The 26,091-nt window shown below is 62.0% G+C and carries 24 protein-coding genes and 1 pseudogene; 13 read left to right on the plus strand and 12 right to left on the minus strand.

All coding sequences use genetic code 11. The annotated features are described in order from the left end of the window. Nucleotides 1-513 precede the first annotated feature (513 nt). Nucleotides 514-1,965, plus strand: a complete 1,452-nt coding sequence (locus ACFOSU_RS12075; RefSeq protein WP_380689923.1) for an MFS transporter — start codon at nucleotides 514-516, stop codon at nucleotides 1,963-1,965. Between the two features lie 247 nt (nucleotides 1,966-2,212). On the opposite strand, the gene ACFOSU_RS12080 is transcribed toward ACFOSU_RS12075, so the two are convergent. Together ACFOSU_RS12080 and ACFOSU_RS12085 are read right to left on the minus strand one after the other, a co-directional pair. Further along, nucleotides 2,213-2,800, minus strand: coding sequence for an HD domain-containing protein (locus tag ACFOSU_RS12080; protein WP_380689925.1), 588 nt, complete (start codon nucleotides 2,798-2,800; stop codon nucleotides 2,213-2,215). Nucleotides 2,801-2,862: 62 nt separating this feature from the next. After that, the gene (locus tag ACFOSU_RS12085) at nucleotides 2,863-3,477 is read right to left on the minus strand and encodes an MBL fold metallo-hydrolase (RefSeq protein ID WP_380689927.1); all 615 of its coding nucleotides are present in this window, start codon (nucleotides 3,475-3,477) and stop codon (nucleotides 2,863-2,865) included. Between the two features lie 354 nt (nucleotides 3,478-3,831). On the opposite strand from ACFOSU_RS12085, the gene ACFOSU_RS12090 reads away from it, so the two are divergent. Continuing rightward, nucleotides 3,832-4,311, plus strand: coding sequence for a YchJ family protein (locus tag ACFOSU_RS12090; RefSeq protein WP_380689929.1), 480 nt, complete (start codon nucleotides 3,832-3,834; stop codon nucleotides 4,309-4,311). An 81-nt stretch (nucleotides 4,312-4,392) separates the two neighbouring features. On the opposite strand, the gene ACFOSU_RS12095 is transcribed toward ACFOSU_RS12090, so the two are convergent. Continuing rightward, a complete protein-coding gene (locus ACFOSU_RS12095) occupies nucleotides 4,393-4,833 on the minus strand; it encodes a hypothetical protein (protein ID WP_380689931.1) in 441 nt (146 codons plus the stop codon). A gap of 274 nt (nucleotides 4,834-5,107) precedes the next feature. Next, nucleotides 5,108-6,142, minus strand: coding sequence for a hypothetical protein (locus ACFOSU_RS12100; RefSeq protein WP_380689933.1), 1,035 nt, complete (start codon nucleotides 6,140-6,142; stop codon nucleotides 5,108-5,110). 178 nt (nucleotides 6,143-6,320) lie between these two features. On the opposite strand from ACFOSU_RS12100, the gene ACFOSU_RS12105 reads away from it, so the two are divergent. Continuing rightward, nucleotides 6,321-6,938, plus strand: a complete 618-nt coding sequence (locus ACFOSU_RS12105; protein WP_380689935.1) for a trimeric intracellular cation channel family protein — start codon at nucleotides 6,321-6,323, stop codon at nucleotides 6,936-6,938. Nucleotides 6,939-7,024: 86 nt separating this feature from the next. After that, the gene (locus ACFOSU_RS12110; RefSeq protein WP_380690029.1) at nucleotides 7,025-7,246 is read left to right on the plus strand and encodes a putative quinol monooxygenase; all 222 of its coding nucleotides are present in this window, start codon (nucleotides 7,025-7,027) and stop codon (nucleotides 7,244-7,246) included. On the opposite strand, the gene ACFOSU_RS12115 is transcribed toward ACFOSU_RS12110, so the two are convergent. Next, a complete protein-coding gene (locus tag ACFOSU_RS12115) occupies nucleotides 7,173-8,507 on the minus strand; it encodes a GGDEF domain-containing protein (RefSeq protein WP_380689937.1) in 1,335 nt (444 codons plus the stop codon). The genes ACFOSU_RS12110 and ACFOSU_RS12115 overlap by 74 nt on opposite strands. Nucleotides 8,508-9,082: 575 nt before the next feature. On the opposite strand from ACFOSU_RS12115, the pseudogene ACFOSU_RS12120 reads away from it, so the two are divergent. Next, nucleotides 9,083-9,319: pseudogene (locus ACFOSU_RS12120) on the plus strand (integrase core domain-containing protein); the annotation flags it as partial. Nucleotides 9,320-9,366: 47 nt separating this feature from the next. Here ACFOSU_RS12120 and corA read toward each other — a convergent pair. After that, nucleotides 9,367-10,332 carry a magnesium/cobalt transporter CorA gene (gene corA / locus ACFOSU_RS12125; RefSeq protein WP_380689939.1) on the minus strand — a complete coding sequence of 322 codons (966 nt, stop codon included), beginning with the start codon at nucleotides 10,330-10,332 and terminating at the stop codon, nucleotides 9,367-9,369. 542 nt (nucleotides 10,333-10,874) lie between these two features. Here corA and ACFOSU_RS12130 point away from each other — a divergent pair. Continuing rightward, nucleotides 10,875-11,180 carry a putative quinol monooxygenase gene (locus ACFOSU_RS12130; RefSeq protein WP_380689941.1) on the plus strand — a complete coding sequence of 102 codons (306 nt, stop codon included), beginning with the start codon at nucleotides 10,875-10,877 and terminating at the stop codon, nucleotides 11,178-11,180. A 59-nt stretch (nucleotides 11,181-11,239) separates the two neighbouring features. On the opposite strand, the gene ACFOSU_RS12135 is transcribed toward ACFOSU_RS12130, so the two are convergent. After that, nucleotides 11,240-12,466: a glycoside hydrolase family 3 N-terminal domain-containing protein gene (locus ACFOSU_RS12135; protein WP_380689943.1), complete on the minus strand. Its 1,227-nt coding sequence runs from the start codon at nucleotides 12,464-12,466 to the stop codon at nucleotides 11,240-11,242. Between the two features lie 458 nt (nucleotides 12,467-12,924). Between ACFOSU_RS12135 and ACFOSU_RS12140 the strand changes: the two genes are divergently transcribed. Next, entirely contained in the window at nucleotides 12,925-14,535 is a 1,611-nt protein-coding gene (locus tag ACFOSU_RS12140; RefSeq protein WP_380689945.1) for a BCCT family transporter, read from the plus strand. Between the two features lie 291 nt (nucleotides 14,536-14,826). Beyond that, the gene (locus ACFOSU_RS12145) at nucleotides 14,827-16,098 is read left to right on the plus strand and encodes an O-acetylhomoserine aminocarboxypropyltransferase/cysteine synthase family protein (RefSeq protein ID WP_380689949.1); all 1,272 of its coding nucleotides are present in this window, start codon (nucleotides 14,827-14,829) and stop codon (nucleotides 16,096-16,098) included. 201 nt (nucleotides 16,099-16,299) lie between these two features. On the opposite strand, the gene ACFOSU_RS12150 is transcribed toward ACFOSU_RS12145, so the two are convergent. Further along, nucleotides 16,300-17,016 carry an autoinducer binding domain-containing protein gene (locus tag ACFOSU_RS12150; RefSeq protein WP_380689951.1) on the minus strand — a complete coding sequence of 239 codons (717 nt, stop codon included), beginning with the start codon at nucleotides 17,014-17,016 and terminating at the stop codon, nucleotides 16,300-16,302. 389 nt (nucleotides 17,017-17,405) lie between these two features. Here ACFOSU_RS12150 and ACFOSU_RS12155 point away from each other — a divergent pair, with 389 nt between their 5' ends. From ACFOSU_RS12155 to ACFOSU_RS12165, 3 genes are all read left to right on the plus strand, one after another. Further along, nucleotides 17,406-18,218 carry a hypothetical protein gene (locus ACFOSU_RS12155; protein ID WP_380689953.1) on the plus strand — a complete coding sequence of 271 codons (813 nt, stop codon included), beginning with the start codon at nucleotides 17,406-17,408 and terminating at the stop codon, nucleotides 18,216-18,218. 474 nt (nucleotides 18,219-18,692) lie between these two features. Continuing rightward, nucleotides 18,693-20,000 (plus strand): dicarboxylate/amino acid:cation symporter, encoded by a 1,308-nt coding sequence (locus tag ACFOSU_RS12160; RefSeq protein ID WP_380689955.1) that lies wholly within the window; start codon nucleotides 18,693-18,695, stop codon nucleotides 19,998-20,000. 82 nt (nucleotides 20,001-20,082) lie between these two features. Continuing rightward, nucleotides 20,083-21,018, plus strand: a complete 936-nt coding sequence (locus ACFOSU_RS12165; protein WP_380689957.1) for a substrate-binding periplasmic protein — start codon at nucleotides 20,083-20,085, stop codon at nucleotides 21,016-21,018. Between the two features lie 284 nt (nucleotides 21,019-21,302). Here the strand turns inward: ACFOSU_RS12165 and ACFOSU_RS12170 are convergent, their stop codons facing one another. Further along, on the minus strand, nucleotides 21,303-21,692 hold the full coding sequence (locus tag ACFOSU_RS12170; protein WP_380689959.1) for a group I truncated hemoglobin: 390 nt from the start codon (nucleotides 21,690-21,692) through the stop codon (nucleotides 21,303-21,305). Between the two features lie 166 nt (nucleotides 21,693-21,858). Between ACFOSU_RS12170 and ACFOSU_RS12175 the strand changes: the two genes are divergently transcribed. Beyond that, nucleotides 21,859-22,038: a hypothetical protein gene (locus tag ACFOSU_RS12175; RefSeq protein WP_380689961.1), complete on the plus strand. Its 180-nt coding sequence runs from the start codon at nucleotides 21,859-21,861 to the stop codon at nucleotides 22,036-22,038. A 143-nt stretch (nucleotides 22,039-22,181) separates the two neighbouring features. Here ACFOSU_RS12175 and ACFOSU_RS12180 read toward each other — a convergent pair whose 3' ends face one another. Next, nucleotides 22,182-23,501, minus strand: coding sequence for a PQQ-dependent sugar dehydrogenase (locus ACFOSU_RS12180; RefSeq protein ID WP_380689963.1), 1,320 nt, complete (start codon nucleotides 23,499-23,501; stop codon nucleotides 22,182-22,184). Next, complete coding sequence (locus tag ACFOSU_RS12185) at nucleotides 23,494-23,937, minus strand: DUF2231 domain-containing protein (protein WP_380689965.1); 444 nt, start codon at nucleotides 23,935-23,937, stop codon at nucleotides 23,494-23,496. Before ACFOSU_RS12185 ends, ACFOSU_RS12180 begins: the two co-directional genes overlap by 8 nt. A 350-nt stretch (nucleotides 23,938-24,287) precedes the next feature. On the opposite strand from ACFOSU_RS12185, the gene ACFOSU_RS12190 reads away from it, so the two are divergent. Further along, nucleotides 24,288-25,424: a GGDEF domain-containing protein gene (locus ACFOSU_RS12190; protein WP_380689967.1), complete on the plus strand. Its 1,137-nt coding sequence runs from the start codon at nucleotides 24,288-24,290 to the stop codon at nucleotides 25,422-25,424. A gap of 26 nt (nucleotides 25,425-25,450) precedes the next feature. Here ACFOSU_RS12190 and ACFOSU_RS12195 read toward each other — a convergent pair whose 3' ends face one another. Continuing rightward, nucleotides 25,451-26,041, minus strand: coding sequence for a hemerythrin domain-containing protein (locus ACFOSU_RS12195; protein ID WP_380689969.1), 591 nt, complete (start codon nucleotides 26,039-26,041; stop codon nucleotides 25,451-25,453). Nucleotides 26,042-26,091 lie beyond the last annotated feature (50 nt).

The following is a 26,091-nucleotide window of genomic DNA, read 5'->3' on the forward strand; positions in this document are numbered from 1 at the left end:
ACCTAGGTGCCGGTAACCGAGCGATTTTTCAAGGCGAGGCTGGATTTTCGGGAAAGACTGTCTTTGGACAACGCTCGATTCCGGGCGCGGGATCAGATCTTGAAACGCCACCTTCCAGGGCTCCGTGGCAGACAGCCCGAGAACCTTGAGCGCCACGTAGCGCTGTCCCGACACCGAGAACAGGCAAAACAAACCGTCGCCTGCTGTGGTTCAGTCAATCCACACGGCACGCGATAACCAGGCGCGATACGCCGGACGACCCGGCGCCTCGCTGCCAGAATGGCTTCGTGTCAAAGTGAGCGCCGTTCCCGCGTGCGACTCATCAGGATCCCCTGATTGAAGCCCACGAATTGCGTTTGAGTCCCAAACGCCTTCGGGGCCGGGGCTTTGCGCGCGCCTGGACGGCGTCATGGCTCGCTACCGTGCAATGAGCACGCTACGCTCTCCCTTCCTTGCCAACCACGCGCAACGTACTCCGGCGCGACCGTGACGATTCAGTCAGAGGTTTCTTAGATGAATCGGTTCTCCGACACGGCATCTGCGTCTCCACTCGCCAACCCGCTGTTGCTGGTCATGGTGCTGGCTGCCTTCACGAGCGTGCTCAACAACAGCATGGTCAACGTGGCGATCCCGACGATCAGCAGCGATCTTGGCGTGGCGCCCAGTTCGTCCGGCTGGGTGATTACGGCCTTTTCGATTGTATTTGCGACGGGCGTCGCGCTGTATGGGCGCGTGTCAGACAGCTACAGTTTTCGTGGCACATTTCTGGCGGGGCTCGTGGTCTTCGGCGCCGGCTCGCTGACCTGTGCGCTTGCGCCGACCTTCGGTTTTCTCGTCGCCGGCCGCGCGATACAGGCCGCTGGCGCGGCAGCGATTCCAGCGCTGGCGTTCGGGTCGGTTGCGCGGCTGTTTGCAGCCGGCCAACGCGGCGTGGTGTTCGGCACTTTGTCTTCGGCGGTTGGCCTCGGCGCGGCGACCGGTCCGGTGATCGGCGGGCTGGGCGTGAGTGCTTTTGGATGGCGCGTGTTGTTCTACGGTACGCTGGCTGTAGTCTGTCTATTGTTCATCGCGGCCTGGCGTTTTCTGCCGGATTTGAACGCCGAGCGTGCACGCCAACCGCACCGCTTCGCGCGGCTCGATCTGCCCGGCGGGTTGCTGCTTGCCTTGGGCGCAGCCGCCCTGCTCTACGGCGTGACCGCAGCCAACCACGCGGGTCTGGGCGCGCCGCTGGCCTGGGGCACGCTGGTTGTCTCAATCGTCATGATTGCCGGTTTTGCTCTGCGTATTCGAAGCGCTGCCCACCCGTTCGTGCCACCCGCACTGTTCGCCAATCTGCAGTTCCTGTCGGCCTCGGGCATCGCGCTGTTGTCGCAAGCGGCCTTCATTGGCGGCGGCCTGTTCCTGACGCCATTGCTGCTCATCAACGAGTTGGGCCTATCGGCATTCAAGACCGGCCTGGTGATTGCGCCCGGCGCATTCGCGGTCGCCCTGCTTGCGCCAACTATCGGCCGGCTGTCGGATAAATTCGGGCCGCGCCCGGTGCTAGGCATCAGCCTGTCCTGTCTGTTGACCGGTTTGTTGTTCATGTCGGCGTTTGCCGTCGGTGCTGCCCCCTGGCTGGTTGCCGTGGCGCTGGTCATCGCCAGTACCGGTTATGCCGGCGTCACCTCGCCGGCGGCCAATGCGGCGTCCAAGGCGTTGTCGACACGGATCGCGGGCGTTGGCTTTGGCATCTATCAACTGTTCTTCTTCATGGGTGCCGGCACGGGGGCCGCCGTGTTCGGCACGGTGCTCTCGGCGCGCCAACGCATCGGCGAAGCGGCGGTCAATCCCCTGTATCGGGGTGGCGACGCCACGGCCGCGTATTCAGACGCTTACCTGGTGGCCTGCGTTGCCGTCCTTTTTGCCATGATGCTGCTGATCGGCCTGGGCCGTGCCGAACCGGCGCCGGTCGACCCGGCCTGACTCGGTGGCCGCAGTCATGCTGGACGACTCCGCTTTTGAGCCGGCCTGAAACGCGCCGTCGACAGGTTTTTTCGTTCGATTCAGCGGCACCCGGGTTACGCCGCGGACCCGCGCGGCCTGCATTGCTTTGTCTGACTCTTTCGGGCGCAGTGAATATAGCGTCGGATCGCCGTATCTCCTTTCTCAGTGACTCAAAAGACAAGGCGCCAGCCGTGATGACGCCGGTGCACACTGACCGCTTCGCTGGTTATAGACCATCGTTGGCATCGGAAAAATGCCGCCGCACCAGGTCTTGAGCCTGGCGCCACAAAATTGGCGAACCGCGCTGGATCGTCGGGCCATAGCGGTCATGGACCTGCTGCTCGGTTACATGGTTCTCGGTCCACGTTCCGCCGCCGGTGAGTGTGTTCAGCAACAGCGGTTGCAGGCGATCGAGCGCTTTGGCGAACCTGGCTTCCGGCGTTTCGGCCGCTTCGAATTCCCGCCAGAGGGCCGACAACTTCGCCGCCTGGTCGTCCGGGAGCAATCCGAACAAGCGTTCGGCGGCCGCGTTTTCTCGGGCCTCCACCTCCTTGCTGTCGTGGTTACCGTGCATCGGCGCGTCGCCCGCATCGATCTCGACGATGTCGTGAACCAGCAGGAGCTTGATGACCCGGGCAGTGTCAACGGTCTCATCGTCTGCAAGCACCAACGCGAACATGGCGAGATGCCAGGAGTGTTCGGCCGAATTTTCGCGCCGGCTCCGGTCGACAATTCGAGACTGGCGCACGACTGACTTCAACGCATCGATTTCGGCGAGGAACGCAAGCTGTTCGGTAATACGGTCTTCGGACATGGGGTTATCGGCTAGCTGGAGAAATGACAGGGAGCAGAGCACGGCTTCAGCACGAAAGTGCCTCAGTGATTCTGACCGTCGCGAATTCGCGCAATCATGGCGTCAAACCGCTGGCGGCTATCGCGGCTGTTGGTACGGGCATAGAACGGTTCATCCTTCGACGCCGCCCAGGGCAGCAGCACGTCGAACTCCACGTCACGCAGCCGGGCCAGGCTTTCGACGTATTTTTCACGATCGCTCGATTCCAGCACTGCCGCGACCCAGTCGCCACCGCTCAGACTTACGCTGTCTCCGGTGAACAGGAAGCGATCCTGGCCGTCGTTCCAGAGATAGGCCGTCGCGCCGGGCGTATGGCCGGGGATGGGGATGATCTCGAAATCGTCGTCCAGCATTCCCCGCGCCTCAAAAGTGTCGGAAACCCGAGTCTCCTTGGCGACCGCTTCCGCATCATCCGCGTGGCAGTAGAGCGGTACGTCGAGCGGTGGCTTGAAAAACTGCACTTCATGGCAGTGGTTGAGATAGTGACGCTCGATTCGCTCCACGCCATCGGCGCGCAATTCTTTCTCTCTCAAAACGCTTGCGTTGTAGATAAGAAGATTGCCGGCCGAACGCTTGAGCACGAAGGCACGCACGTGTATCGAGGTGTCGAAGGGCAAGGCGTCGGTGGCCGAGGCCATAATATTCTCGAAGTCAGTTTTCATGGCTGAGCCCTTGCATTGAGAACATCGCAGATCATACGGGTAGACCATTGTTTCGGCGAGAGTCGGGCCCCGTCTCGGTCGACGCACGACATGCGGTAGCTTGGCAATTGCGCTCTATGACCGGACCGCCGCTTCCGGCCACTCGTCTTATTGACTGGCACCAAAACGGGATTGGAAGTCAGGTTGGCTAAACCGGCACCTCCAGGTTGTCTGATAAAGCGATTACCTGATGCCCTGGGCCGTGACGCGCCTACCGCGCCCAGGCACGGCAGGCCGTGGGTCGAAAGGCTTATGATGAACAATCGCTTGAGGCACGGGATGATCAACCGCATGCTTCATCGCATCAACCCCTTCGTCACTGCGTTAGTCATGACCTGCCCCTGTCAGTCCGGCCGCGCCTACGAGCGCTGCTGTGGCCCTTATCATCGCGGCGAACTGGCTCCCACGCCGGAACCGCTGATGCGTGCCCGGTATAGCGCCTATGCCAACGGCGATGCGGCATACGTGAAGACGAGCTGGCACGCCGACACGCGGCCCGCCACGCTGACTCTGCCGAGCGGCGATCGCTGGCTGGGCCTGGAGGTGATCGACAGCGGCGAGGATGGCGATACGGGCTGGGTGCACTTTCGCGCGGCCTGCCGCGATGACGCCGGCTTTGCCCTGCTCGAGGAACGCTCGCGTTTCGTGCGCGAAGCCGGCCGCTGGTTCTACCTGGACGGGGAACACGCGGTGACGCCGCTCAAACCGGGCCGCAACGATCCCTGCCCCTGCGGCAGCGGCCGGAAATTCAAGAAGTGCTGCGCGGGCTGAGCACGTCTCCAGGCCAGGCATTCGCGGGCCCGCCGGTACAAGTTTCACGCGTCGCAACTCTGCGGCGCATCCGCCGTCCGTTTAGCTGCGTTCGTCCCGCTCGAACTCCGCCATGGCGTTCATCACGTCATCGAATTCGCCGTCCTGCTCTGCCGCGGCGTCGGCCATGGCATCGAGATCGTCGGTGGGAATGGCGTCGGTACGCGGCGGCGCGGGGACGTGGTCGTCCGAGGCCTGTGATGGATCAGCGGCCTTGGCGCTGCTTTTCTTCGACGCGGCCCTGGGGGCAGGTTTTTCCCGCGACGCGCTCGGCTTCTTGTTGCTGTTCTCGCTTTCGGTCGCGCAGATCCAGGCTTGGTCGTCGGTCCAGACGACCTGCGTGATCTGGGCGCGCCACTGCTTGTTGGCGCGTGTCACGATCTGCACGGTGTCGCCGACCTTGACGGGATTGGTGGTCTTGCAGCCCCAGTCGCCGTTGCGCAGTTTGCAAGGGCTGGCTTCGATCAGGTCTTGTTCGCTCATGGGGTTCTGGTTGCTGGGTAACGGGGTTGGGATGGGTCTCGGTGTGCACGCTATGCGTATTCGCCGGCAATTTCCAGGCGACCGCACGAATTGCACCGCAGACACCAGCCTGGCGAGATGTGCTGCGAGGAAACTCGGCTTCAGGAACAAGTCTTTGCCAGTTGGCGCGCGTTGCCGGGACCGATTCGGCCCCGACTTTCCCGACACCGTTATCCGGCCGGCTTGACGCCAACCGCGATCACTGCGATTTCAAGACCGGCTGCAGCTCCGGCCGTCACCGCAGAATGGCCCCGACCGCGTCCGAGCGATAGAAATCCTCGAACTGCCGCCGGATGGCAGGCTGCAGCATGTGCTTCGCCTGTAATGCGTCGATGACCTGGGGCAGAAAACGCATTGCGTCGCGAACCATCATGTCGCGAGTGACGCCGATATCGTCAAGCAGTTCGGTGAGCGTGGCGTCTCGGTAGGTGTCGAAGAAGACCTCGACGCCGCTCTCGATGAGTTGGCGGTAGATCGGCGTGCGGCGCAGGCGCTGCCAGTATTCATAGCCGATGACGAACAGTTCGTCGATATCCAGCTGGCCGGCGAAGTCGCGCACGGAGGCGACCGAGCGATGCTTGTGATCGTCCCAGAAATCGAGCACGGCGCGGCGCAGTTCTTCGGACTCGAATGCGTCGTGCAGAAACGCTTCGCTGGCCCGCATGCCGGCCTTGGTGTTGTGCTTGACGTAGCGCTGGATGCCGCGCTCTATCGCGTCGCCTATTTGCGCCGGCGCACGGTCGATCACCGCGCGCCCCAGCTTCATCGCGGTACGGCCGCCCGGCACCCGCGCGGCGAGCTGTTTACTCTGGGCCACGTAGCCGCGCAGACCCGAATACAGCAGCTGGGCCACCAGATTGGCGAAGACCGGATTGGATACCGATTGGTGGATCACCTCGTCGCGCAGATGCTGCATTTCCAGCAGCTTGTCGAGCAATTCCTCGAACTCGCGGTCCGGGAGGACTTCCTCCAGCGTGGTTTCGTCCTCGATGGGATGTGCGTAGAGCGCGGCCGCGATATCGCCCACGAGCGCGGGGATCGCGCCGCCCACTTTCATGTCGACGGCGTAGTCGACCGCGGTGCGCTGGACCGACTCCACGCTGATGACATCACTCAGGCGCAGGCGGGCGGCGTCTTCCAGTAACCAGTCGACGCGGCGTCCGAGCCCGATCCGCAGCGCATCACCCTGCAGGCTTTCCATCACCCAGGCGACATGGGCATCCAGCAACGCTTCTGCTTTCGAACCTGCGAATTCGTCTGTGCCCGTCATGTGGTGGCTGCTCTGCTCGGCTGATTGGTGATCTTATCAGCCGGTAATGTCAGACGATGGCGTGCCGAGCGGCGGGCCGTGCTCGGCGGCGAGGCGGATGGTCGTGGCCTGGCGTGGGCCGTCGCCATTACAATCCGCGGGTTTCCCGTCTTCTGCTTTCCCAACGAGCCGTACCGTCATGCACTTATTGCTTTCCGTGCTCGATCTGGCGGGTACCTTCGTGTTCGCGATCAGTGGTGCGATGGCAGCGGCGCACAGACGCCTCGACATCTTCGGGATTGCGGTGCTGGCGTTTGCCACGGGTACGGTGGGCGGCATAACGCGGGATCTGCTGATCGGCGCGACGCCGCCGCTCGCGATCGCGGACCCGCGTTATGCGCTGATGGCGCTGGGCGCGGCGATCGTGGTCTTCTTCGGCCATCGCCTGGTCGATCGCATCCAGAGCCCCGTCGCGCTGTTCGATGCGGCGGGCCTGTCGATGTTCGCGGTGACCGGCACGATCCGCGCGCTGGACTTCGGTATCTCGCCGGTAATGGCCGCAGTGCTCGGCATGGTGACCGGTATCGGCGGCGGCATAATGCGCGACGTGCTGATTGCACGTATCCCGACCGTGCTCCAGCAGGTCGAGCTCTATGCCACGGCAGCTCTGGCGGGATCTGCGTTGACAGTGCTGGGCGTCACCCTGGACTGGCCGTTTGTGCCGACGGTGATCGGCGCGGCCGTGCTGTGTTTCTTCCTGCGATTGATGGCGCTGCGCCGCGGCTGGCATCTGCCGGCGCCCCGGGTCGGGAAATGAGCGCGCTCTGATTTGTACCGCGGCGGCGGTCGTCTCCAGAGCGTCGCTTTTCGCGCCAGGCCGATCGGCACGCTTTTTTTAAACGGCTGACGAACGAGGCCGTGACAGAAGACGGCCATATCAGCTACCGCTGCTATATCGACATCGAAAACGAGAAAGTTTTTCGCGTGTTCGAGCATTGGCAGTCGCAGGACGCGCTGGAAGCGCATTTCACCACCGAGCACATGGCCGAACTCAACCACGAGCTGCCAGAGCGGATCGTCGCGCCGCCGGAGTGGAGTCGGCCGGCATCTGTTGCGGGGCGATAACGAGTCGGTCGCGACCCGCGTGCTTGGCGTGATACATGGCCTGGTCGGCCCGTTCGAGGGTTAGATGCCAGTCGCCGTCCGACAATTCGGCAAAGCCCATGCTCACGCTGATCTCGGCGTCCGCAGCATTCGCGAGCGCGATCGTCCTGAACGTCTGCTGCAAACGATGGGTCAGGGCCTGGAGCATCTCGAAGTCGGTGCCGGGCAGATACACGACGAACTCGTCACCGCCCCAGCGGCAGGGGATATCGCCGTCGCGCATATTACTGCGTATACGATCGGCCACGGCACGGATGAGTTCGTCGCCACAGCTGTGCCCGAAGCGGTCGTTGATCATCTTGAAGCGGTCGAGATCGATGAACAACAGTCCGCCCCGCGCCGCTGTACCAAGCTGATTCAGACTGTTTTCCAGGTGGCCGCGGGTGAACAGGCCTGAGTTGGCGTCGCGCGTGACCGCGTCTGTCAGGCGACGTAATTTCCGGTTCTGGTGCTGACGATCCTGCAATGTTCTCGAATAGTGCATCGCGAGTACCCCGAAGGCACCAACCTGGAAGCAGGCATAGGCCAGGGACAGAAGACCGACCGGCGATGACACGATTTCCAATTCGCGCAGCGCGTCATGCACGCCGGTCGCGAAAAGCACAACGACAGCCAGAACCGTCAGCCGCCATGCCATGGCTGAGCCTACCCGATAAGCCAGACGTGTCAGTCGCAGGCATACGACCGCGAAAAGCGTTAAACACAGCGCAAAGAAGACCGGCGCGCCGGCACCGTAGTCGGCGTAGACCGCGCTGCCCTTCACCGTGATGGCATCGCTCGCGATTATAAGAGCGGGATGGTTGACCCATACCAAGGCGGCAACGGCGACGGTGCCACCGTACACGGCAAGGATCGCGCCACGGAAAACAGTACGTTCAGGTTCCAGTGCCCAGGACAGATTGATATAAGCAGCCACGGACAGCACGATAGCGCTCAATATCAGTCGATACGTTATGAGGACTTCCTGGGCATCGCCCATTGCGACGCTGATGCGCACCATCGTATCCCCACCGATGTACAGCGTCGCGAACAGGCTCGCCAAAATGAAATGATAGGCCGCCCAGCGTTCGCTCTGGCCATGCTTACGCAGGGACAATGTGAATACGGCAAGCAGGATCAGCAGCGTCGTTGTGATACCGGTGGCCGTGATCTTGAGACAGAGAACCCACAGATCGAGCCGCGAAACGCCGTTGAATCCGTCGAAAATAACGTCTTGGTTCATGACGCGCTTCTTGATGTCCCTGGGAGGATAATACAAAGAATAGGAGCAGCTGTCCGGCAGATCGATGGGAGACAGACTGAGCTAGCGGGCCCAATTAGTCTGGAAGTGGCCATGAAATGGCTGGACACTTCAATCTTCAGGAAAATTGACATATTGGCTCACTGTCGGGTCGCGACGGCCAGGTCGTGGCTTGGGCGGACGTCTCTGCAACCGCCTGGATCGGCACTTGGCTCGGCCGACACCTGGGTCTCGAAACGCTCGGCACCCACGCGTCGTTGTTACTGCGTCGCCTATCGGGTCTCGTCGACCAATCCACAATCGCGCATACACCGCGCTGGGGTGATTGTCTTTCGCCGCGCCCCTAGTCGATAAGATCGCGTCCTGACGATATTGGCGGCACTGTTGGTGTTCGCCTGTGTCGTCGGTGCCGTCGTCAGTAGGCAGCCCGCCGGCTTCGCAACGCTCTATTCCCGAAGTCCGGTCGGGCGACTGGCCCGTGTTTGCCCGGTCACGCCGCGCTCGGCTGCGCCCAGGTGCTAGGGATCCCGAGGCGCCCCTCGATCGCATTTGACGCAATCCAGCTCGAGCAGATTGAACCCGGCAAGCCGAACCAGAACGCTTACATCGAGTCCTTAAACGGTCGACTTCGAGACGAATGCTTGAACGAGCATTGGTTCGTGAGCCTGGCTCACGCGAGTTCGATCATCCGAGGCTGGCATCGCGAGTACAACGAAGAACGCCCGAAGAAAGAATTGCGCGGGCTGACGCCCGCTGACTATGCCGCGCAGATCATCACAAATACGGCAATCTAAAACCTTGGGCTTCGGATCGAAACGCTACTAAAATCGAGGTAGGGTCGCTACAACCATCCCGCGCGGCGGAAACGGTAGTACAGCAAGCCACAGACGCTGGCCATGACAGCGAGCGCCACGAGGTAGCCATAGCGCCAGTCCAGCTCGGGCATGTGGCGGAAATTCATGCCCCAGATGCCGGCGAAAACGGCCGCGACTGCGAAGATGGCCGCCCACGCCGCGAGGCGCTTGTTCACCTCGCTTTCCTCGATCGCGACCATCGAGAGATTCACCTGGATGGCCGTGGTGATGGTGTCACGAATACTGTCGAGGGCGCCGTTGATGCGGTAGAGATGGTCGAAGACATCGCGAAAATACTCTTTCGTGTCGAGACACACCGCCGGCACGCGCCCGCCATGCAGGTGCGCCGACGCTTCGATCAACGGTTCCACCGCGTGCTTCACATGCATGACCTGACGCTTGAGCTGGTAGAGGCGCTCGATATTGGCGCGTTCGGAACCGCGCACGAAGATCTGCTCCTCCAACGCCTCGAGCTCCGTCTCCAATGCGTCGACCACGGGGAAATAGCGATCCACCACCGCGTCCATCAATGCGTAGAGCACGAACGCCGATCCCTTGCGCAGCAGATGCGGCTCCCGTTCGCAGCGGGCGCGAACGCCGAGAAAGCCGCGTGGGCTGCGGTTGCGCACGGACAGGACGTAGCGCTCGCCAACGAACACGGCGACCTCCCCCCAGATGAAGGCATCTTCGACGAGATCGACGGTATGGATCACCGCGAACAGCGAGTCGTCATATTCTTCGATCTTGGGGCGCTGATGGCCGTCGCGCGCATCCTCGACGGCCAGCTCGTGCAGGCCGAAGTTGGCCTTCATGCGGTCGAGTTCGTCGGCATCGGCATCCTGCAGTGCGACCCACACAAAGCAGTCGGGGCGCTCCACATGCGCGTGGATCTCGTCAACGCCGATATCGCGAAGTTTTCTGCCTTCCTGGTAGGCGACGCAGTTGATCAACACGACTGGATTCCCCCGAGCTGCCCCTCTCGGCATCACTATATGGCAAGCGACCAAAGGACGCGAAGGCGCAGCCTCCCATTTTCAACGCGAGCCCAAAGAGGATTTCAGTTCAGGTCTTGCTCAGCCACATTCGCGAGGTGATTCAAATGCCGGGGGCCACAAAAGCAGGTGATCGCCACGAGTGGCGCTGCTCCTACATCCCCCCCGAAGGTAACGCCCTCAGAGAAGGCACGCCGGTATGTGTCAGCTCCGCCGAGCGCAAGAGTGCACCGGCACAACCGAGGACATTTCTTGTATCTGCTACTTTAGCCGGGGCCGCAGTAGTTCGCCTGCTCGTTTTGCAACCAACGTCGACATCGAGAGCGTGGCACCGACAGCCCCTGGGGTCGGCTCGAGCATTGTTGAATGGCTTGGCGAGGCGACCGAATATTGTCGCTGGGTGTGCTTTCTCATTCGAGGACATGCAGCAAAACGTACGGTCCCATGGCGAATCCTGTTCCACGCTGGCTGGGTCAGTGACAATCAATAACAAGGAGTACGCAATGATCGTTGTATCCGGAACCGCTGAAGTGCAGCCCGACAAGCGCCAACAAGCCATCGAGCTGTTCAGACGGCTGACGAACGAGACCGTGAAAGAAGACGGCAATATCAGCTACCACTTCTACATCGACATCGATAAGGAAAACGTTTTTCGCGTCTTCGAGCAGTGGCAATCACAGGAGGCGCTGGACGCGCATTTCACCACCGATCATATGGCCGAGCTCAACCGCGAGTTGCCAAAGCTGATCGCCGCGCCACCTGAGCTGACCCGCTACGAAATTGCCGATAGCGCCCCGCTTCCGCTTTAGAACAATCGGGGCAGATTGAGCTGGTCCCGTTCAATCTGTCCCCCGAGTGCGGGTCCCGCCTACGTGCCGCTGCGACCGCTAGTCAGGCAGGCGATGACGCTGTAGTACTTGTCGTAATCATAGGCAATAAGCAGGTAATCGACCTGCGCATCCATCGCGTCCCGCACGCTCTGGCAGAAGCCGCGGTTGTAGGTGGCGCCCATGGTCAGGTCGTCGGTGACCAGCGTGCCGTCGAAGCCGAGGCGTTGGCGCAGGATCGAGTCGATGACTTTCGAGGACGTCGAGACGGGCCTGTCGGCATCGACCGCGTCGAGCACGACATGAGCGAGCATGATCCATGCGTCGGTCTGCGCGGGCAGTGTCTCGAACGGCCGCCAGTCGCTGTTTTCGAGTGTCGCTGCGGGCGTCGGCAGATGGGCCGCGAAATGATGGGTATCGGCGGCGACGCGGCGCAAGCCGGGAAAGTGCTTGAGCACGGCCGTCACGCCCGCCTCTTGGAGCCCGCGAATATATGGTCTGGCGATCTGGAGGACCATGTCCGGGTCGTCCGATATCGCGCGTTCTTCGATACGCGTGTTGAAGTCGAGCGTGCCGGGTTTTGCGTTCGGCTTGAGATCGACCACCGGGCTGAAGTTGACGGTGACGCCCAGCGACGCGAGCGCGGCGCCCTGCTCGCGCCCGTATTCTCGGGCCTCCTGTGCTGGGTTGGTGGCCGAAAGCACGGATGACAGGGCCGGCATGGACGGTAGCGGCGGCGACAATCGCGATACCAGGCCGCCCTCCTGGTCGGTCGCCACGATCAACGGCGGCCGGCCGACGTCGCGACGGATGCGCTGCAGCGCGGCGACCTGTGCCTTGATCTCGGCGCGGCTTTTCCCGACGACATTCCGGCTGCTGAGAAATACGCCGGCAATGCCGCTGCGCGCGAGCTGACGGACCACGGCGTAGTCGTCGAAGCCAACGATCAGGCGCTTATTGAGCGCAATTTCCGCTGGGCTCGGCGATGAAAGCAGGCGTCGCTGGAGCCGGTGGAACTGGAGGCTATCGACGAGCGTGAGAGTGGCGAGCAACACGCAGACGATCTGCAGCGTATTTCTCGAGAATTGTCGTGCCGCGCAGGCCGCGGTAATGAAACCAAGAGCGAGCAACGCACACAGCAGCAGCGGTTCGTAGTCGCGAACGAGCAGCAGATGCGGGTCGCGCAGGTTCCAGAACCAGATTAGACCGATCGTCGTAGCGACCGCGCTGAGCGCCAGGCCGGCGCGCCGAAGCCATCGTGCAATCATCGACCCTGCCCCTGTTTTTCTACGCCCTGCGACTCGCACCTTGCCGCAAAGGTGCGAACTCTTCCACAGGGTGTTCGCTCCGCCAGACTTGCAGCGCGTTACTGGCTATCGGCCCTTATGCTCGGTGTGACATCCATGCCGTCGGCGCGTCGATCGCTGTCATGTGCCCCGAGGCTACGGCTTCCGCACTCGGAGCTGTCGCGTCACCACCTTGGGCTTCTTGTTCGGAAGTTATTGAGAAGCCTTGGCAATCCACCACCTCGTCAACATTCGACCTGCACTGGACGACGGGCAGATCGAGCGCAACGCCTGCGTCGTGCGGTAAACATTATTTTTGGGCTAGGACTCAACCCGGCCCGTCTCTGGGTCTCGGGCGCACTTCGATCGCGGCATGGACGTTTTTGCGCCGCGCGATCGCTAAAGGTATGTTGAATTACAGCCATCAGGGAGAGAAGGCCATGGAAGCCTTGGCGAGAAAGCTGGGACTGAAGACGGATCCGACTATCTTTTTTGTATCTGCGGGCATCATGGTGGTGTTTCTGATCGCCTTGTTGATCGCACCCGAACCCATCGGCGACGCCTTCGGCGCGGGCCGCGCCTGGATCGTGACCAACCTCGGCTGGTTCTTCATATTCGGGGTGACCACGTGGGTGGCGTTCCTGCTGTGGGTCGCACTCAGCCGTTTCGGCACGATCCGTCTCGGCGGCAACGACGCCAAACCGGATTACGGCAACATCTCCTGGTTCACCATGCTCTTTGCCGGCGGCATCGGCACGGTGCTGATGTTCTGGGGCGTGGCCGAGCCGATCTCGCACTTTTCCACGCCGCCACGACCGGAAGTCGTGCCGTTCTCGCCAGAGGCCGCGGACGATGCGATGGGCTTCGCCATCTATCACCTGGGCCTGCACACCTGGGCGATCTTCACCCTGCCCGGTCTGGCATTTGCCTATTTCATCTATCGTTATGATCTGCCGATGCGTTTCAGTTCGGTGTTCTATTCGCTGATCGGCGACCGTATCTATGGGCCGGTGGGCAAGACGCTCGACGTGTTCGCCATTCTCGGCACCCTGTTCGGCGTCGCCGTATCGATCGGACTGGGCACCCAGCAGATCAATGCCGGCCTGACCGAGCTGCTCGGTGTGTCCGATTCGGTGACCACCAAGGTCATCATCATCGCGGTGCTCACCACCGTGGCGGTGGCCTCGATCACGGCCGGTCTTGACGCCGGCGTCAAGCTGCTGTCGAACATCAATATCGGCATGGCCGTCGCCCTTATGCTGTTCGTGCTGGTCACCGGCTCGACCGTGTTCCTGCTGCGCTCGATCATCGAGACCTTCGGCATTTATATCTCCAATATCGTGCCGATGGCGTTCTGGAACGACGCGCTGGCCGAGTACACACACGAGGAAGGCGGCTGGGGCTGGCAAGGCAGCTGGACCGTGTTCTACTGGGCCTGGACGGTAACCTGGTCGCCGTTCATCGGCATTTTCGTGGCCCGTATCTCGCGCGGCCGCACGATTCGCGAATTCGTGCTCGGCGTGTTGTTCGCGCCGTCGATATTTACCCTGATCTGGTTCGCCATCTTCGGCTGGTCCGCCATGCAGATCGACGGCATCGGCGAGGAAGCCCGGGCCGCGCTCGGCGCCCAGGCCGGCCAATTATCGGCCGCGGTTGCCGATAGCGTGCCGCTGGCCATGTTCGCATTCTTCGAGCACTTCCCGTTCGCGACCCTGATCAAGGGGCTGGCGGTAGTGATCGTGGCGATCTTCTTCGCCACCTCATCCGACTCGGCGTCGCTGGTCGTGGATATGCTCTGTACGGGCGAGGCGGATCCCGGCCCCGTGCACCAGCGCATGTTCTGGGGCATTTCGGAGGGCGTGCTGGCAGCCATGCTGATCGTGCTTGCCGGCGAAGCCGGACTGACCGCCCTGCAACAGGTCATCACCGTGGTCGGCCTGCCGATGTTCATCCTGGTATTCGGGATGATGTTTGCGCTCATGCGCGGACTGGCGCAGGAAGACCTCAGCAACGTCGCCGTGGGCAAGCCGCCGCGGGCGGATCAGCTCTAGAAAGCCCGAGGCGCAGGCAGCCAACGTGCTGCCTGCGCCCTGCCCGGCATGGCGTCGTTACAGCGCGGACTATAGCGGCCTTGCAGCGAGCGCTCGTTTCCGGGTTGCCCGATCCGGGGTGCGCAGCAAGAACGCGTTCGCCGCTCCCGGCACCCGCGTAATCCACATTGCCGTCGCCTGTGGTGCTAACTTCGATTGTGGGCCTTGCGCTCGCTGGCCTGGAAGGCTACGCCTGCAGCCATTGCCCGTCATCGATATTGCTGCGATTCACCACGGCCAGGAAACATATCCATGAAACCCGAAACCATTGCCCTGCATGCCGGCTATACCCCCGACGAACAGCACGCCGTGGCCGTGCCGATCCACCAGACCACGTCGTACGCGTTCGACGATGCCCAGCACGCCGCGGATCTGTTCGATCTGAAGGTACAGGGCAATATCTACAGCCGGATAATGAATCCAACCTGTGCGGTGCTGGAGCAGCGTATCGCCGCACTCGAAGGCGGCGTGGGCGCGCTGGCGATGGCCTCCGGCATGGCGGCGATCACCGCCGCGGTCCAGACGATCACCGAGGCCGGCGACAATCTGGTGTCGATCAGCGAACTCTATGGCGGCACCTACAACCTGTTCGCGCATACGCTGCCGCGCCAGGGCATTGAAGTGCGTTTCGCCGACCAGACCGATCTCGAGGGCATGGCCAAGCTGATCGATGCCCGCACCAAGGCGATCTACTGCGAGTCGATCGGCAACCCGTCGGGCAACGTGGCGGACTTGGAACAGCTGGCGAGAATTGCCCACGACCACGGCGTGCCGCTGATCGTGGACAATACCGTGCCCTCGCCCACGCTGCTGCGCCCGATCGAACACGGGGCCGATATCGTGGTGCATGCGGCGACCAAGTATATCGGCGGTCACGGCACGACGATCGGCGGCGTGATCGTGGATTCGGGACGTTTTCCCTGGCTGGAACACGCCGAGCGCTTTGCCCTGCTCACCGAGCCGGATCCGTCCTACCACGGCGTGAACTACGCGAAGGACGTCGGCGAGGCTGCGTTCATCACCCGTGCGCGGGTGGTGCCACTGCGCAACATGGGCGGCGCGATGAGCCCGTTCAACGCCTGGCTGTTCCTGCAGGGGCTGGAGACATTGGCGCTGCGCATGGAGCGCGTCTGCGAGAACACACAGCGTGTGGCCCAATACCTGGAAGCGCACGAGCGTGTGAGCTGGGTAAGCTACGCGGGCCTGGCCAGCCACCGCGACCACGCCCTGGCGCAGCGCTATATGGGCGGCAAGGCATCGGGCATCCTGAGCTTCGGTATTCATGGCGGGCTGGAGGCCGGTGTGCAGTTCTACGATGCGCTCAAGCTGTTTATCCGACTGGTGAATATCGGTGATGCGAAAAGCTGCGCGTCGATGCCGGCCGCGACCACCCACCGCCAGCTCAACGAAGCAGAGCTGCAGAGCGCCGGCGTGACGCCTGACATGGTCCGCCTGTCACTGGGCATCGAGCATATCGACGATCTGATCGCGGACCTGGAACAGGCGCTGGCCGCGACCGGGTGAGGTAAAAACATCCGAGCCCTTGCACGGCGCGGCGTGGCAGCGGACGACACGTGCAGGCGACCCCGGGCCAATCAGGGCCAGGCGCAGCGGCTGCCGTCGCCGCCCGGACCCGTTCCCGCAGGCCGACATAGCCGCGACCGCGGGCGCGCGCTGGAGAAGACTCCTGTCCGATGTTTGGAGTGTCGCCCGTGGCGTGGGCGCTCAGCCGGGGTCGATCAGGCCCAGGCCCATTGCATTCACCACGGCCTGGGGCTTGGATGTCGCATTGAGTTTTTTCGAGGCGTTGGCGATATGAAAATCCACGGTTCGCTTCGACAGGCCCAGCAGTTCGGCGATATTGGCCGCTGTGCGCCCTTCGGCCGTGCGAAGGAGCATTTCCCGCTCACGGTTGGAAAGCCTGATATCCAGGCCGGAAAGCGATTGCGCGTCCAGCAGGTAATCGAAACGGGCATGAATGGTCGATGCAGCCCAGGTGACGGGTAGCCGAAGCCGGTTCAGTTCGGCGTCGGATACGACGTCGTTGCAGCGCGCCAGCGAGAGCAGCGCGTAGGATCCATGCCGCGCCCACGAGGATTTGGCCATGCCGTGGGGAAAGCCGACGTCCTGAATATCGCTCCAGAGCTCGCCCGCCGAGGCGAACATCTCGGACGACCAGCGCATGACATCCGTGGTTTTTGCCCCGTTGATGATGGCAGGGTCCTGTTCGAGATAACTCTGTCGGTGGTAGTGATCCATCCAGCCCGCGGGATAGCGATCGAATATCAAGACCGCGGGATTGGCGACCGGCACCGGTTTTCTGGCAAAGAACGAGAAATGGTCGAACCCAAGAGTGGGTACCAGCACGTCGATCACGCCCAGGAGTTCGTCAATACTTTGAGCTGCATCGACAGATTCGAGGAATAACTTTGGATCTTTCACATTTTGCCCCCTACGCGAAGCCGCGCCGGTTGATTTTATCTATTCAACAGCGGTGATTACAGGGCGCTGATTCACGCGGTCCTCAGCTACCGGATGTCGCGCCCGTCTATCGGCTGGCAATTCCCGGCTCGTGGCCGCGGCGCAGGCACGAGCCAGAATGCCCTCGCAGTGCGCTCTGTCGTGGCTGCGGCGAAAGTATTAACAGAAAATTATTTTGCATAAAGATCAGCTAGATGCGATCTATCCGAGTCGCGATCTGTCAACTATAACAGTTACTTTGGGCGGCCGAATCGGTGCATATAGCAGGCTCGGGCGCGGCGATTCGGAGTGCCGTGAACTGGCATCAGATGGGACGACGGTAAGGCGAATCGGTGACGAGTTCAGCAACCATGCACGGCACACTGCCACCCTTGAACGCTGTGCCGAGACAGACGATCGCGCTTGCGCCCAGCAAGAGTGCCGCATGCGGCAAAGATACTGCCAAGCACCGGGCAAGTCGCCTGGCACGCCTCTATCTGGATACGCCGGCACCCGACCACGCGCCGGTAACCGAGCGGGCGATACCAGAAGAGCCCAGGCCCGAGCCACCCGTATCGAGCGTTCACCCGTTCCGCTGGCTTAGTCCCCGAGCCTGGCGGATTCGGCGTGCACGCGAGCGCGCTCAAAGGGATTCCTACAACAAGGCCCTTGCGCAATGGCGCGCGGAGCGACGAGCGCATGCTGCCGTCGAGAACTGCCTGAGTGCGGCAATCACGGTTGCGGCGCGTGGCGATGTGTTCGCCATGGAGTATGCGCTGGAGGTGGCATTGACCGCGATCGACTGGCCCGGCCGAGCGGACGTCGATTGCGATATAGTGGACCCGTCGACGCTGCTGATGGACGTGACGCTGTCTTCGGACGCGTTGACCGACTATCCGCCTGCAAAAGCCCCAGCGGCGCTGCGTCTCGTCAAGGGCTCGAATAACCAGTCCGAAGACTTCGCCGACAGGTCCGGCCACGTGGCGAGCGCCGCGTTTCGTCTGCTGGGCGAAGCGTTTCATCATCTGCCGACGTTGGAAACCGTGGAGATGACGATCTGTGCCCGGCCAGGCCGACAGGCCACGCCGATACGCCCGCCTCCTCCGGCACCAATGGCACTGCAGATCGGCCGCACACATTTTGCTGGGCTCTACGACGCCAACCTGGGCGGTATCAAGGACTAACAGGCTGGGGATCACGGATGCCGCCGAGTCGTCGGATTTGCCGCTCTTCGTCGGGCCACTTTCATCGGTGGCGCAGGACGGCCGCTAGCACCTCGATCTCGAGACTTTCGGCGCCGAGCACGTAATTATCGATCGTCCACCATCGGATCTCGTCCAGTCATAAGAGGTCAAGCTCGTATTGCTCGAAAGCGGCACGACTCGTGCTTTGCTTATTCTAGAAACCATCCGCGATCGAAACGGTAGTCATCGGCACAGCGCGGCGTATTTTCACCGAATCGCGATCGCTGTCGGCGGATGCAGCCGCGCCCGGTTCTACGGCCGCAAGCGCTCACGCTTTTCTGGCAAGTCAGCACGTGGAATCTTGCTGTTGGTAACCAGTATATGGAATAGACAACCCCTGGTCGTTCGGGGTATATCAATCAATACAGTTTTGACTTTTGACGTCCATTGACGCCAATCATCTGGAGTACCTGTATGACACTAACAACTAAAGTACTTCTCGGCATGGGACTCGGTATTGTCGTCGGATTGGGGATCAATCTTCTCGGTCTGAACGCCGACGGGTCCTTCGTCAATACCTTTCTCACCAACGGTGTGTTTGGCGTCGTCGGCAAGATGTTCGTCAATGCGTTGAAGATGCTCGTGGTGCCACTGGTTCTGCTGTCGCTGATTGCCGGTGTCTGCGGCATCGGGGACATTCGTCTGCTGGGGCGTATCGGCAGCAAGTCTTTCGTGCTCTATCTCCTGACCACCGCGATTGCAATTGCGGTGGCGATTACCGGAGCGGCACTGACGGGCATCGGGTCGGGCATGGATATCAAATCAGCGGCCGAGTTCTCCGGGGCCGATGCGCCGCCGCTGGCCGACGTACTGGTCAACATTGTGCCGTCGAACCCGATCAATGCGATGGCAGAAGGGGAAATGCTGTCGATCATCTTCTTTTCCATCCTCGTCGGAATCAGCCTGCTGATGGTCGGCAGCCGGGCCAAGAGCCTGATCGACGGCGTGGAAACCGCGAATGAAGTGATGATGAAGATGGTCGGGATCATCATGGCGCTCGCGCCTTATGCGGTGTTCTGCCTGCTCGCGAAGGCCATGGCGAATCTCGGGCTGGATCTGTTCGTGCAGCTCGTCGGCTATGTGCTGGTGCTGATCGCGATCCTGCTGTTCCATCTGTTCGTGGTACTGCAAGTGCTACTGAAGGTCTTTTCCGGCCTGAGCCCGATCACGTTTCTTCAGAAGATGCGCAACGTCCAGGTGTTCGCATTCAGCACGTCCAGCTCGAACGCCACCATTCCCGTCACCCTGCGCACCGTGGTGCAGCGGCTCGGCGTGGATCGCTCGGTGGCCTCGTTCACCGTCCCCTTCGGCGCGACCATCAACATGGACGGCACTGCGATCATGCAGGGCGTCGCGACGGTGTTCATCGCCAATATCTACGGTGTCGACCTGGGCATCGGCGGCTACCTGACCGTCATCCTGATGTCGGTACTGGCGTCCATCGGCACCGCGGGCGTGCCAGGCGTCGGGCTGATCATGTTGTCGATGGTGTTCTCGCAGGTCGGCCTGCCACTGGAAGGTATCGGCCTCATCCTCGGCGTGGACCGCCTGCTCGACATGATTCGAACCGCTGTCAACGTCTCCGGCGATGCCGCGGTGAGCTGCATCGTGGCGAAGAGCGAAGGGAAGATGGACATCGATGTCTATAAGGACCCGAACGCCGGCCTGGAGGGCGATCTCGATGAGGTCGAGGTGCAGACGAATGCGCAGCCCGCGACCTGATCTAGAAGCGGCTGCAGATCACTGTCGGTTATCCATGGCCCGTATTCGCCGGCCAGCGGTTCGAACGGTTCGAGAGGGAGCTATGTTGAAAGAAAAACTCACGAAAGCGCTTCTGTGCATTGTGCTGGCGGCGGGCGTGCTGTTGCAGCCACTCCATGCGCAACCCGCAGAATCCGGCACGGGGCAAACCGATGCCACACCATCCCGGCTCGACGAGGTAATCGACAGCGGCAAGCTGCGTGTCGGCGTCAATCCCGACTTCAGACCGTTCTCGTTTGTCGACGAATCCGGCAAGCGCGTCGGTGTGGATATCCGGATCGCGCAGAAACTGGCCGACGCACTCGGCGTCGAGCTGGAGATCGTGGCCCCCGATAATTTTGCCGACCTGATACCCATGCTCACCGACGACAAGGTGGATGTCGTGATCGCGGGCATGAGCATCACCTTCGACCGCGCCAGGCAGGTGAATTTCACCGACCCCTATTTCGACACCGGCACCTCGATGCTGATGAACATAGGCCACTCCGCGAAGCTTGGAATCGGGAACGTGAAGGATGCCGACCAGTTGATCGAGCAATTGCGCAGTAGCGGTAACGAGAGTCAGCTCAAGATCGCGGTCACCGAAGGCAAGTCGCCCGCAGCGGTCGCCAAGCGTCTATTTCCGGATGCAACGATCACCGGCTATCCGACCAACGAAGATGCCGCCGAAGCAACGTTCAAGGGCGACGCCAATCTGATGATTCATGACGAGGTCTTTCTGAAAGTGTGGCTGCAGGCCAACGAGTCCAGAGCCCGTTTTCGGATGGTTGTTCTCGATCCGCCCATCAAGCCGGATTTCTACGGCATGGCCACCCGCAAGGGCGATCTGGAATGGCTGCAGTTGCTGAATGTATTCGTGCATGAAATGCGGGCCAATCACCAGGTCGAAAGCTATCTCGCGCGTTTTCTGCCGAACATGAATACAGACCAGATGTTCGACAGGCAACCCCTGCGTTTCGATATCGAGGACATGGAGTAGTCCACAGCTACGAATCGATCTGAGAGCTACACCTCCGCGGTGCTTTCACGGTTCGCATGGCTATACACACCGGGCAACAAGGAAGATCAGGTCGCGGTCGCTAACGGCCAACCCGCGATTCAGCAATCGCCAGGAACGACCCTGCCCGCTTACCGATCGGCCGGCGCTCAAACCCGGCCAAGCCGTATCTTCGTCGCGCTCGGAATTCGGCCTGTCCGCCGCGCCGGTCCGCGTGATAGAGGATGGGACGGGCTCGCAGGCCCGCCCCGGCTCGGGAGCGGAGGTCAGGCAGCTGCCGCGACCACCTTGCGGCGATAGCTTTCGATGATGTCCATGAACTCGTTGACTTCCTGGCGCGGCACGCCGAGCTGGTAGAGCGTGTTGCGTATTTCGTGGGCGGTGACGTCGAATTCGTAGTCGGACAAGCCGAGATCCTTGTGGGCCTCGAACATGTCGCGGCCGGGATAGCAGGCCGGACCGCCGGTCTTCTCGATACTCCAGGCCGTGACCATGAACTTGTAGCCGGCCTTGTACTGATCGCTGTGAAATTCCCGGACCTTGTCATTGGCGTTGTTGAGCGTGGCGTTGGTATGCAGTCGATCGATCAGGTAATCGACCGCGCCGGCGATCGCATAGGCGCCGCCCAGCCGTTCGTACAGGGTTTGCTCAGCCATGATGTTCTCCTCGCATGGATCGCTCTGTTGTATAAACGCATCGCCCTTGTGATTCATCGCATTCGGTTGCGGGCGATTATTTTTGATATCACAGATTACCGACCGGTGCCAGCGGCGCATTGACACCGGGCACCGAGGCGATTGCCGATCAATGCGTCGGGCAGCCATGTGGCTTCTGCTGTTGCCTTCTCGGCCGGCCTTTCGCGCGTTCTACTGGATGCCGGCTCAATCTGTTGTCACGCCTTGTGACGAATGGATACGCGTGTCGACGGCTGAAACCGCCCGCTCGAGCGTTTCGCATGGCGCCGCGCCGGTGCTCATGGCTGGCGTGTTGCAGCTCGCCTGAATTCCTGATGAAACCCGAGAACGCCAATTGCTCGGGCCGCACAGATATCAGATCGACCGCATTTCACCCGTAGAGACATCCCACAAAAAAAGGGGCGCGGAAAACCGCGCCCCTTTCATCGTCTAGCTGTCTGCCGAGAGTGCTCAGCGATCGGCGGACGTCACCCGCCACACGCTGTTGCCAACATCGTCGGCGACCAGCAGTGCGCCGTCCTGATCCTGCGTCAGACCCACCGGGGCGCCGTACAGCTTCGACTCGTCGTCCGAGTAGAAGCCGCTGATTACCGTTTGCGGCTCACCGGTCGGCTTGCCCTGCTCGAACGGCACATACACCACCTGATAGCCACTCAGCGGCGAACGATCCCAGCTGCCGTGTTCGCTGATGAATGCCCCGCCGTGATATTTCGCCGGCAGCGCGTTGTCCGCCGAGAACCACAGCCCGAGCGGTGCGACATGCGAACCCAGCGCATAATCCGGCTTGATGGCCTTCTCCACCAGGTCCGGCCGCTGCGGCTTCACGCGCGTGTCCACGTGCTGGCCATAATAGCTATAGGGCCAGCCATAGAAGGCGCCTTCCTGGACCGAGGTCAGGTAGTCCGGCACGAGGTCGGCGCCGATCTCGTCACGCTCATTGGCGATCGCCCAGAGCTTGCCGGTCTGCGGCTGCCAATGCAGCCCGGTCGGGTTCCGGATGCCGGATGCATAGATACGGCTGGATGCGGTCGCGACATCCACTTCGAGCACGGCCGCACGCCGGTATTCGACCGCCAGTCCGTTCTCGCCGATGTTGCTGTTGGAGCCGACACCCACATAGAGCTTGCTGCCATCCGGGCTGGCCAGCAAGGCCTTGGTCCAGTGATGGTTGATCGTGCTCGGTAGATCCGCGAACGGCTCGCCGGGGGCGGTAATCTCGGTTTCGCCGGTCTCGTACGGGAACTTCACGATGCCGTCGGTGTTGGCGACATAGAGCGAATCGCCGATGAGCTGCACGCCGAAAGGCGAGTTCAGGCCGTCGACGAAGACATGCTTTTCCCACTCGCCGTTCGCGCCATCGGTATGACGCAGCAGCGTGATGCGATTGCCGCCGTGTCCGCCCTTGCCTGAACGGCCCTTGATGAAGCCCGCGACCAGCTGCTTCGGCGTGGTCACCGCTTCCGTACCGGGGCCATTGGACTCGACGACGAGGATATCGCCGTTCGGGAGCGTGTAGAGCTGGCGCGGATGCTGCAGATCACTGGCGATCTTTTCGATCTGCAGGCCGTCCGCCGCCGTGGGCGTCTGGCCCTGCTGCCAGCCCACCCCGTTCGGCACCTTCATGGGCGGAAACAGGAAATTCTGCGATTCGGGCAGGGTCGGGTCGCTGCCCGACTGCTGCTTGGGCGTGAACGAGGCCTGTTCGCCGCACCCAACAAGTACGAGCAGACATGCCAGCGCAAGCGCGCTGCGGGGGTTGATCTTAAGCATGGACGGCGTTCCTCGAAGCGGTGTACTGCACGGCGATGATGATGTGGGCAATGGCCAGAAGAATGACCGTACAGGCCGATAGCCAGATGCCGGCGGGCACCATCGCGTAAACGTCGCGGCTGTGCACGAACGCGTTGAAGATCGCCGCGACGATCGCCAGCAGGTTGAGCAGAAAGTCGAACCTGTCGGTCATCGTGGCGCTGCGCCGGGACGTGATCCAGACCTGTACCAGGTTGACCAGGCGCGGCACGATCGCAAAGACCAGGCCGATGGCGATAAGCCAGGCGGCACCCTTGCCCCACAGGATGACGGCAGTGCGGGCGTAGATGATGTCGAAGACGAGTGCGGCGACAAAGAACCCGAACGGGATCGGGTTCAGAACACCATAGATGGCATTCGCAACGACGGAGCGTTGCGGTGTGACACGGGAACTCATGGGCTGTTTTCCATATAAGAGATAGGATTGAGCGCGGGCATGGGGCGTTCGAGGTCGCTCCGCCCCAGCCTGGCTGGGTGCGCTGGCCGGAGGGTGCGCTATACAGCTTTTTTTGTCTAGCGAGCCGACCCCGGGCAACCACCTGGATGCGGTGTCCCATGCAAACGCGCGCCTGACCGCCTCTCTGCTCGGCGGCGTCGAAAAGGATGCAGCCCGGCTCTGTCGACACCGCGGCCTACTCGCCGCACGTCTTCTACCGAAGGCGGTCGTGCGGGCTCGCCTGTCGCGCCGCCACGGTCGCGGTTCCGCGGGTGTATGGTGGCCATAGGGGACAGCGGGGGCGTCAGGCGATGCGAGATACTCGCAGCAATTCGTACGATGGCTTTGCGGCGCGTCATCGCCGCACCGTGCTGCTGGTGCTCGTGACGCTGACGGCACTCTTCGGCGCGGCCTACGTAATCATCAATCTGCAGGCCGGAAAATACATCATTGCGGGCATGGAACTGGCGATGACGGTATTCGCTGCCACGCTTATCGTGATCGTGCGCGGGACGCGGCGTCTCACCGAATGGACGATCGCCTTCATCATTCCGTTCTACGCGGTGATGATGTACGGGTTCTACAGTCCCAATACCGAGGTCACGGTCTACAGCTGGGTGATGGTCATACCGTTGTTGGCGCACCTGCTTCTCGGCCGGCGCCTCGGCGCCGTATTGTCGCTGTTCTTCATTGGCTGTGCCGGCGCGTTGTTCTACCACCGTTTCGGCGGCGCGAGCCTGGTGCAGACGCCCGGCGCCATTGCGAACGTCACGATGGCAACAGCCACGGTTTTCGCTCTGGCGCATTTCTACGAGGCCAGCCGGGAACAGGCCGAACGGCGTCTCGCGCGCATGGCCATGACCGACGCACTGACCGGCCTGCCCAACCGCGCGTACTTCGAGCAGATCTTCGAGCAGGAGAAGCAAGAGCATGTGGCACACGACTTGCCCCTGTCGTTGCTCATGGTCGATGTCGACTTCTTCAAACAGGTTAACGACGTTCACGGCCACGAGGCGGGCGATGCCGCCCTGCGCGATATCGCAACAGCCATGCGGGATAACGTGCGCCAGGGCGATGCCGTGGGTCGTCTGGGCGGCGAGGAATTCGCCATCCTGCTGTGCAACAGCGACAAGCGTCGAGGACAGGCAATAGCCGAAGAACTGCGCCGCGCTGTCGAACGCTGTGGCTGCCGTCATCGGAACAAGGCTCTGAACCTGACCGCAAGCTTCGGCGTGGCCACGCTGGTCGCGTCCGGTCAGACCTTCGAAGACCTGCTCTCGCGCGCCGATCGATGCCTGTACAGCGCAAAGCGCGCGGGTCGCAACAGAGTGGTCGTCGATCCCCCGAAACCCGCGGGTGGCGCCGCGCCCGGAACGATGCCCGCGCCACCGCTGATGTCACGGCATCCGGCCGGACCAGGCCAGGAGGCCCAAAAACCAGAGCGTTGACCGCTGCTGCGCCGGGTGGCGCCGCGTTAGCGCAACGGCCGCTCGCTGTATTCCAGCATCGCCGGGATGACCAGATCCTCTTCGTCCGACAAGTGCTGCTCGAGCAGCGACAGCAGACGGTCCGCTTCTTCCGTGTAGGCATCGGCGGCGTAGCGCGGTGCATCGCCGCCCCGCACCATGCCTTCGATAAGGCGGCGCGCGCTGGCTGCAGAAGCAAGCAGCGTGTCGTGGATGATCTCGTGGTCGTTTTCGAGCAGGTCGAAACCCCGCACCATGCGTCTGTCGAGCCCGCGAAAGCGCGGAAAGTAATGGGCGTCCTCGATGTGGTGGTGACCTTCGAGATGCTGAAGATAATGATCCAGGCGCGGGGCGAAGTATTGCTGGAAACGGGCCACATCCCAGCGCCCCTCGCGAAACGCCTCCGTGGCCTGCTGCAGCGCCTGGCCGTGCCTGCGCAGGCTGTCATGCACCTGCAGCCAGAAGGCCGCCAGCTCGCCGAAATTCTCGTGCTCGCGCCACTGCGGCGCCGGGTAGTGTTCGCGCAGGAATGCGACCTCGGCAGGCAGTTCGCGGCGATTGGGCAGCAGCAGTTCGTCGGCGAACTCTCTCATGGGCATGGACTAGCCGGAGCGCGGCATACAAGGGATCGGACAAACCTTAACAGCAG

Origin of the sequence: Salinisphaera aquimarina (assembly GCF_042643355.1) — a bacterium.
GTDB classification, from domain to species: Bacteria; Pseudomonadota; Gammaproteobacteria; order Nevskiales; family Salinisphaeraceae; genus Salinisphaera; species Salinisphaera aquimarina.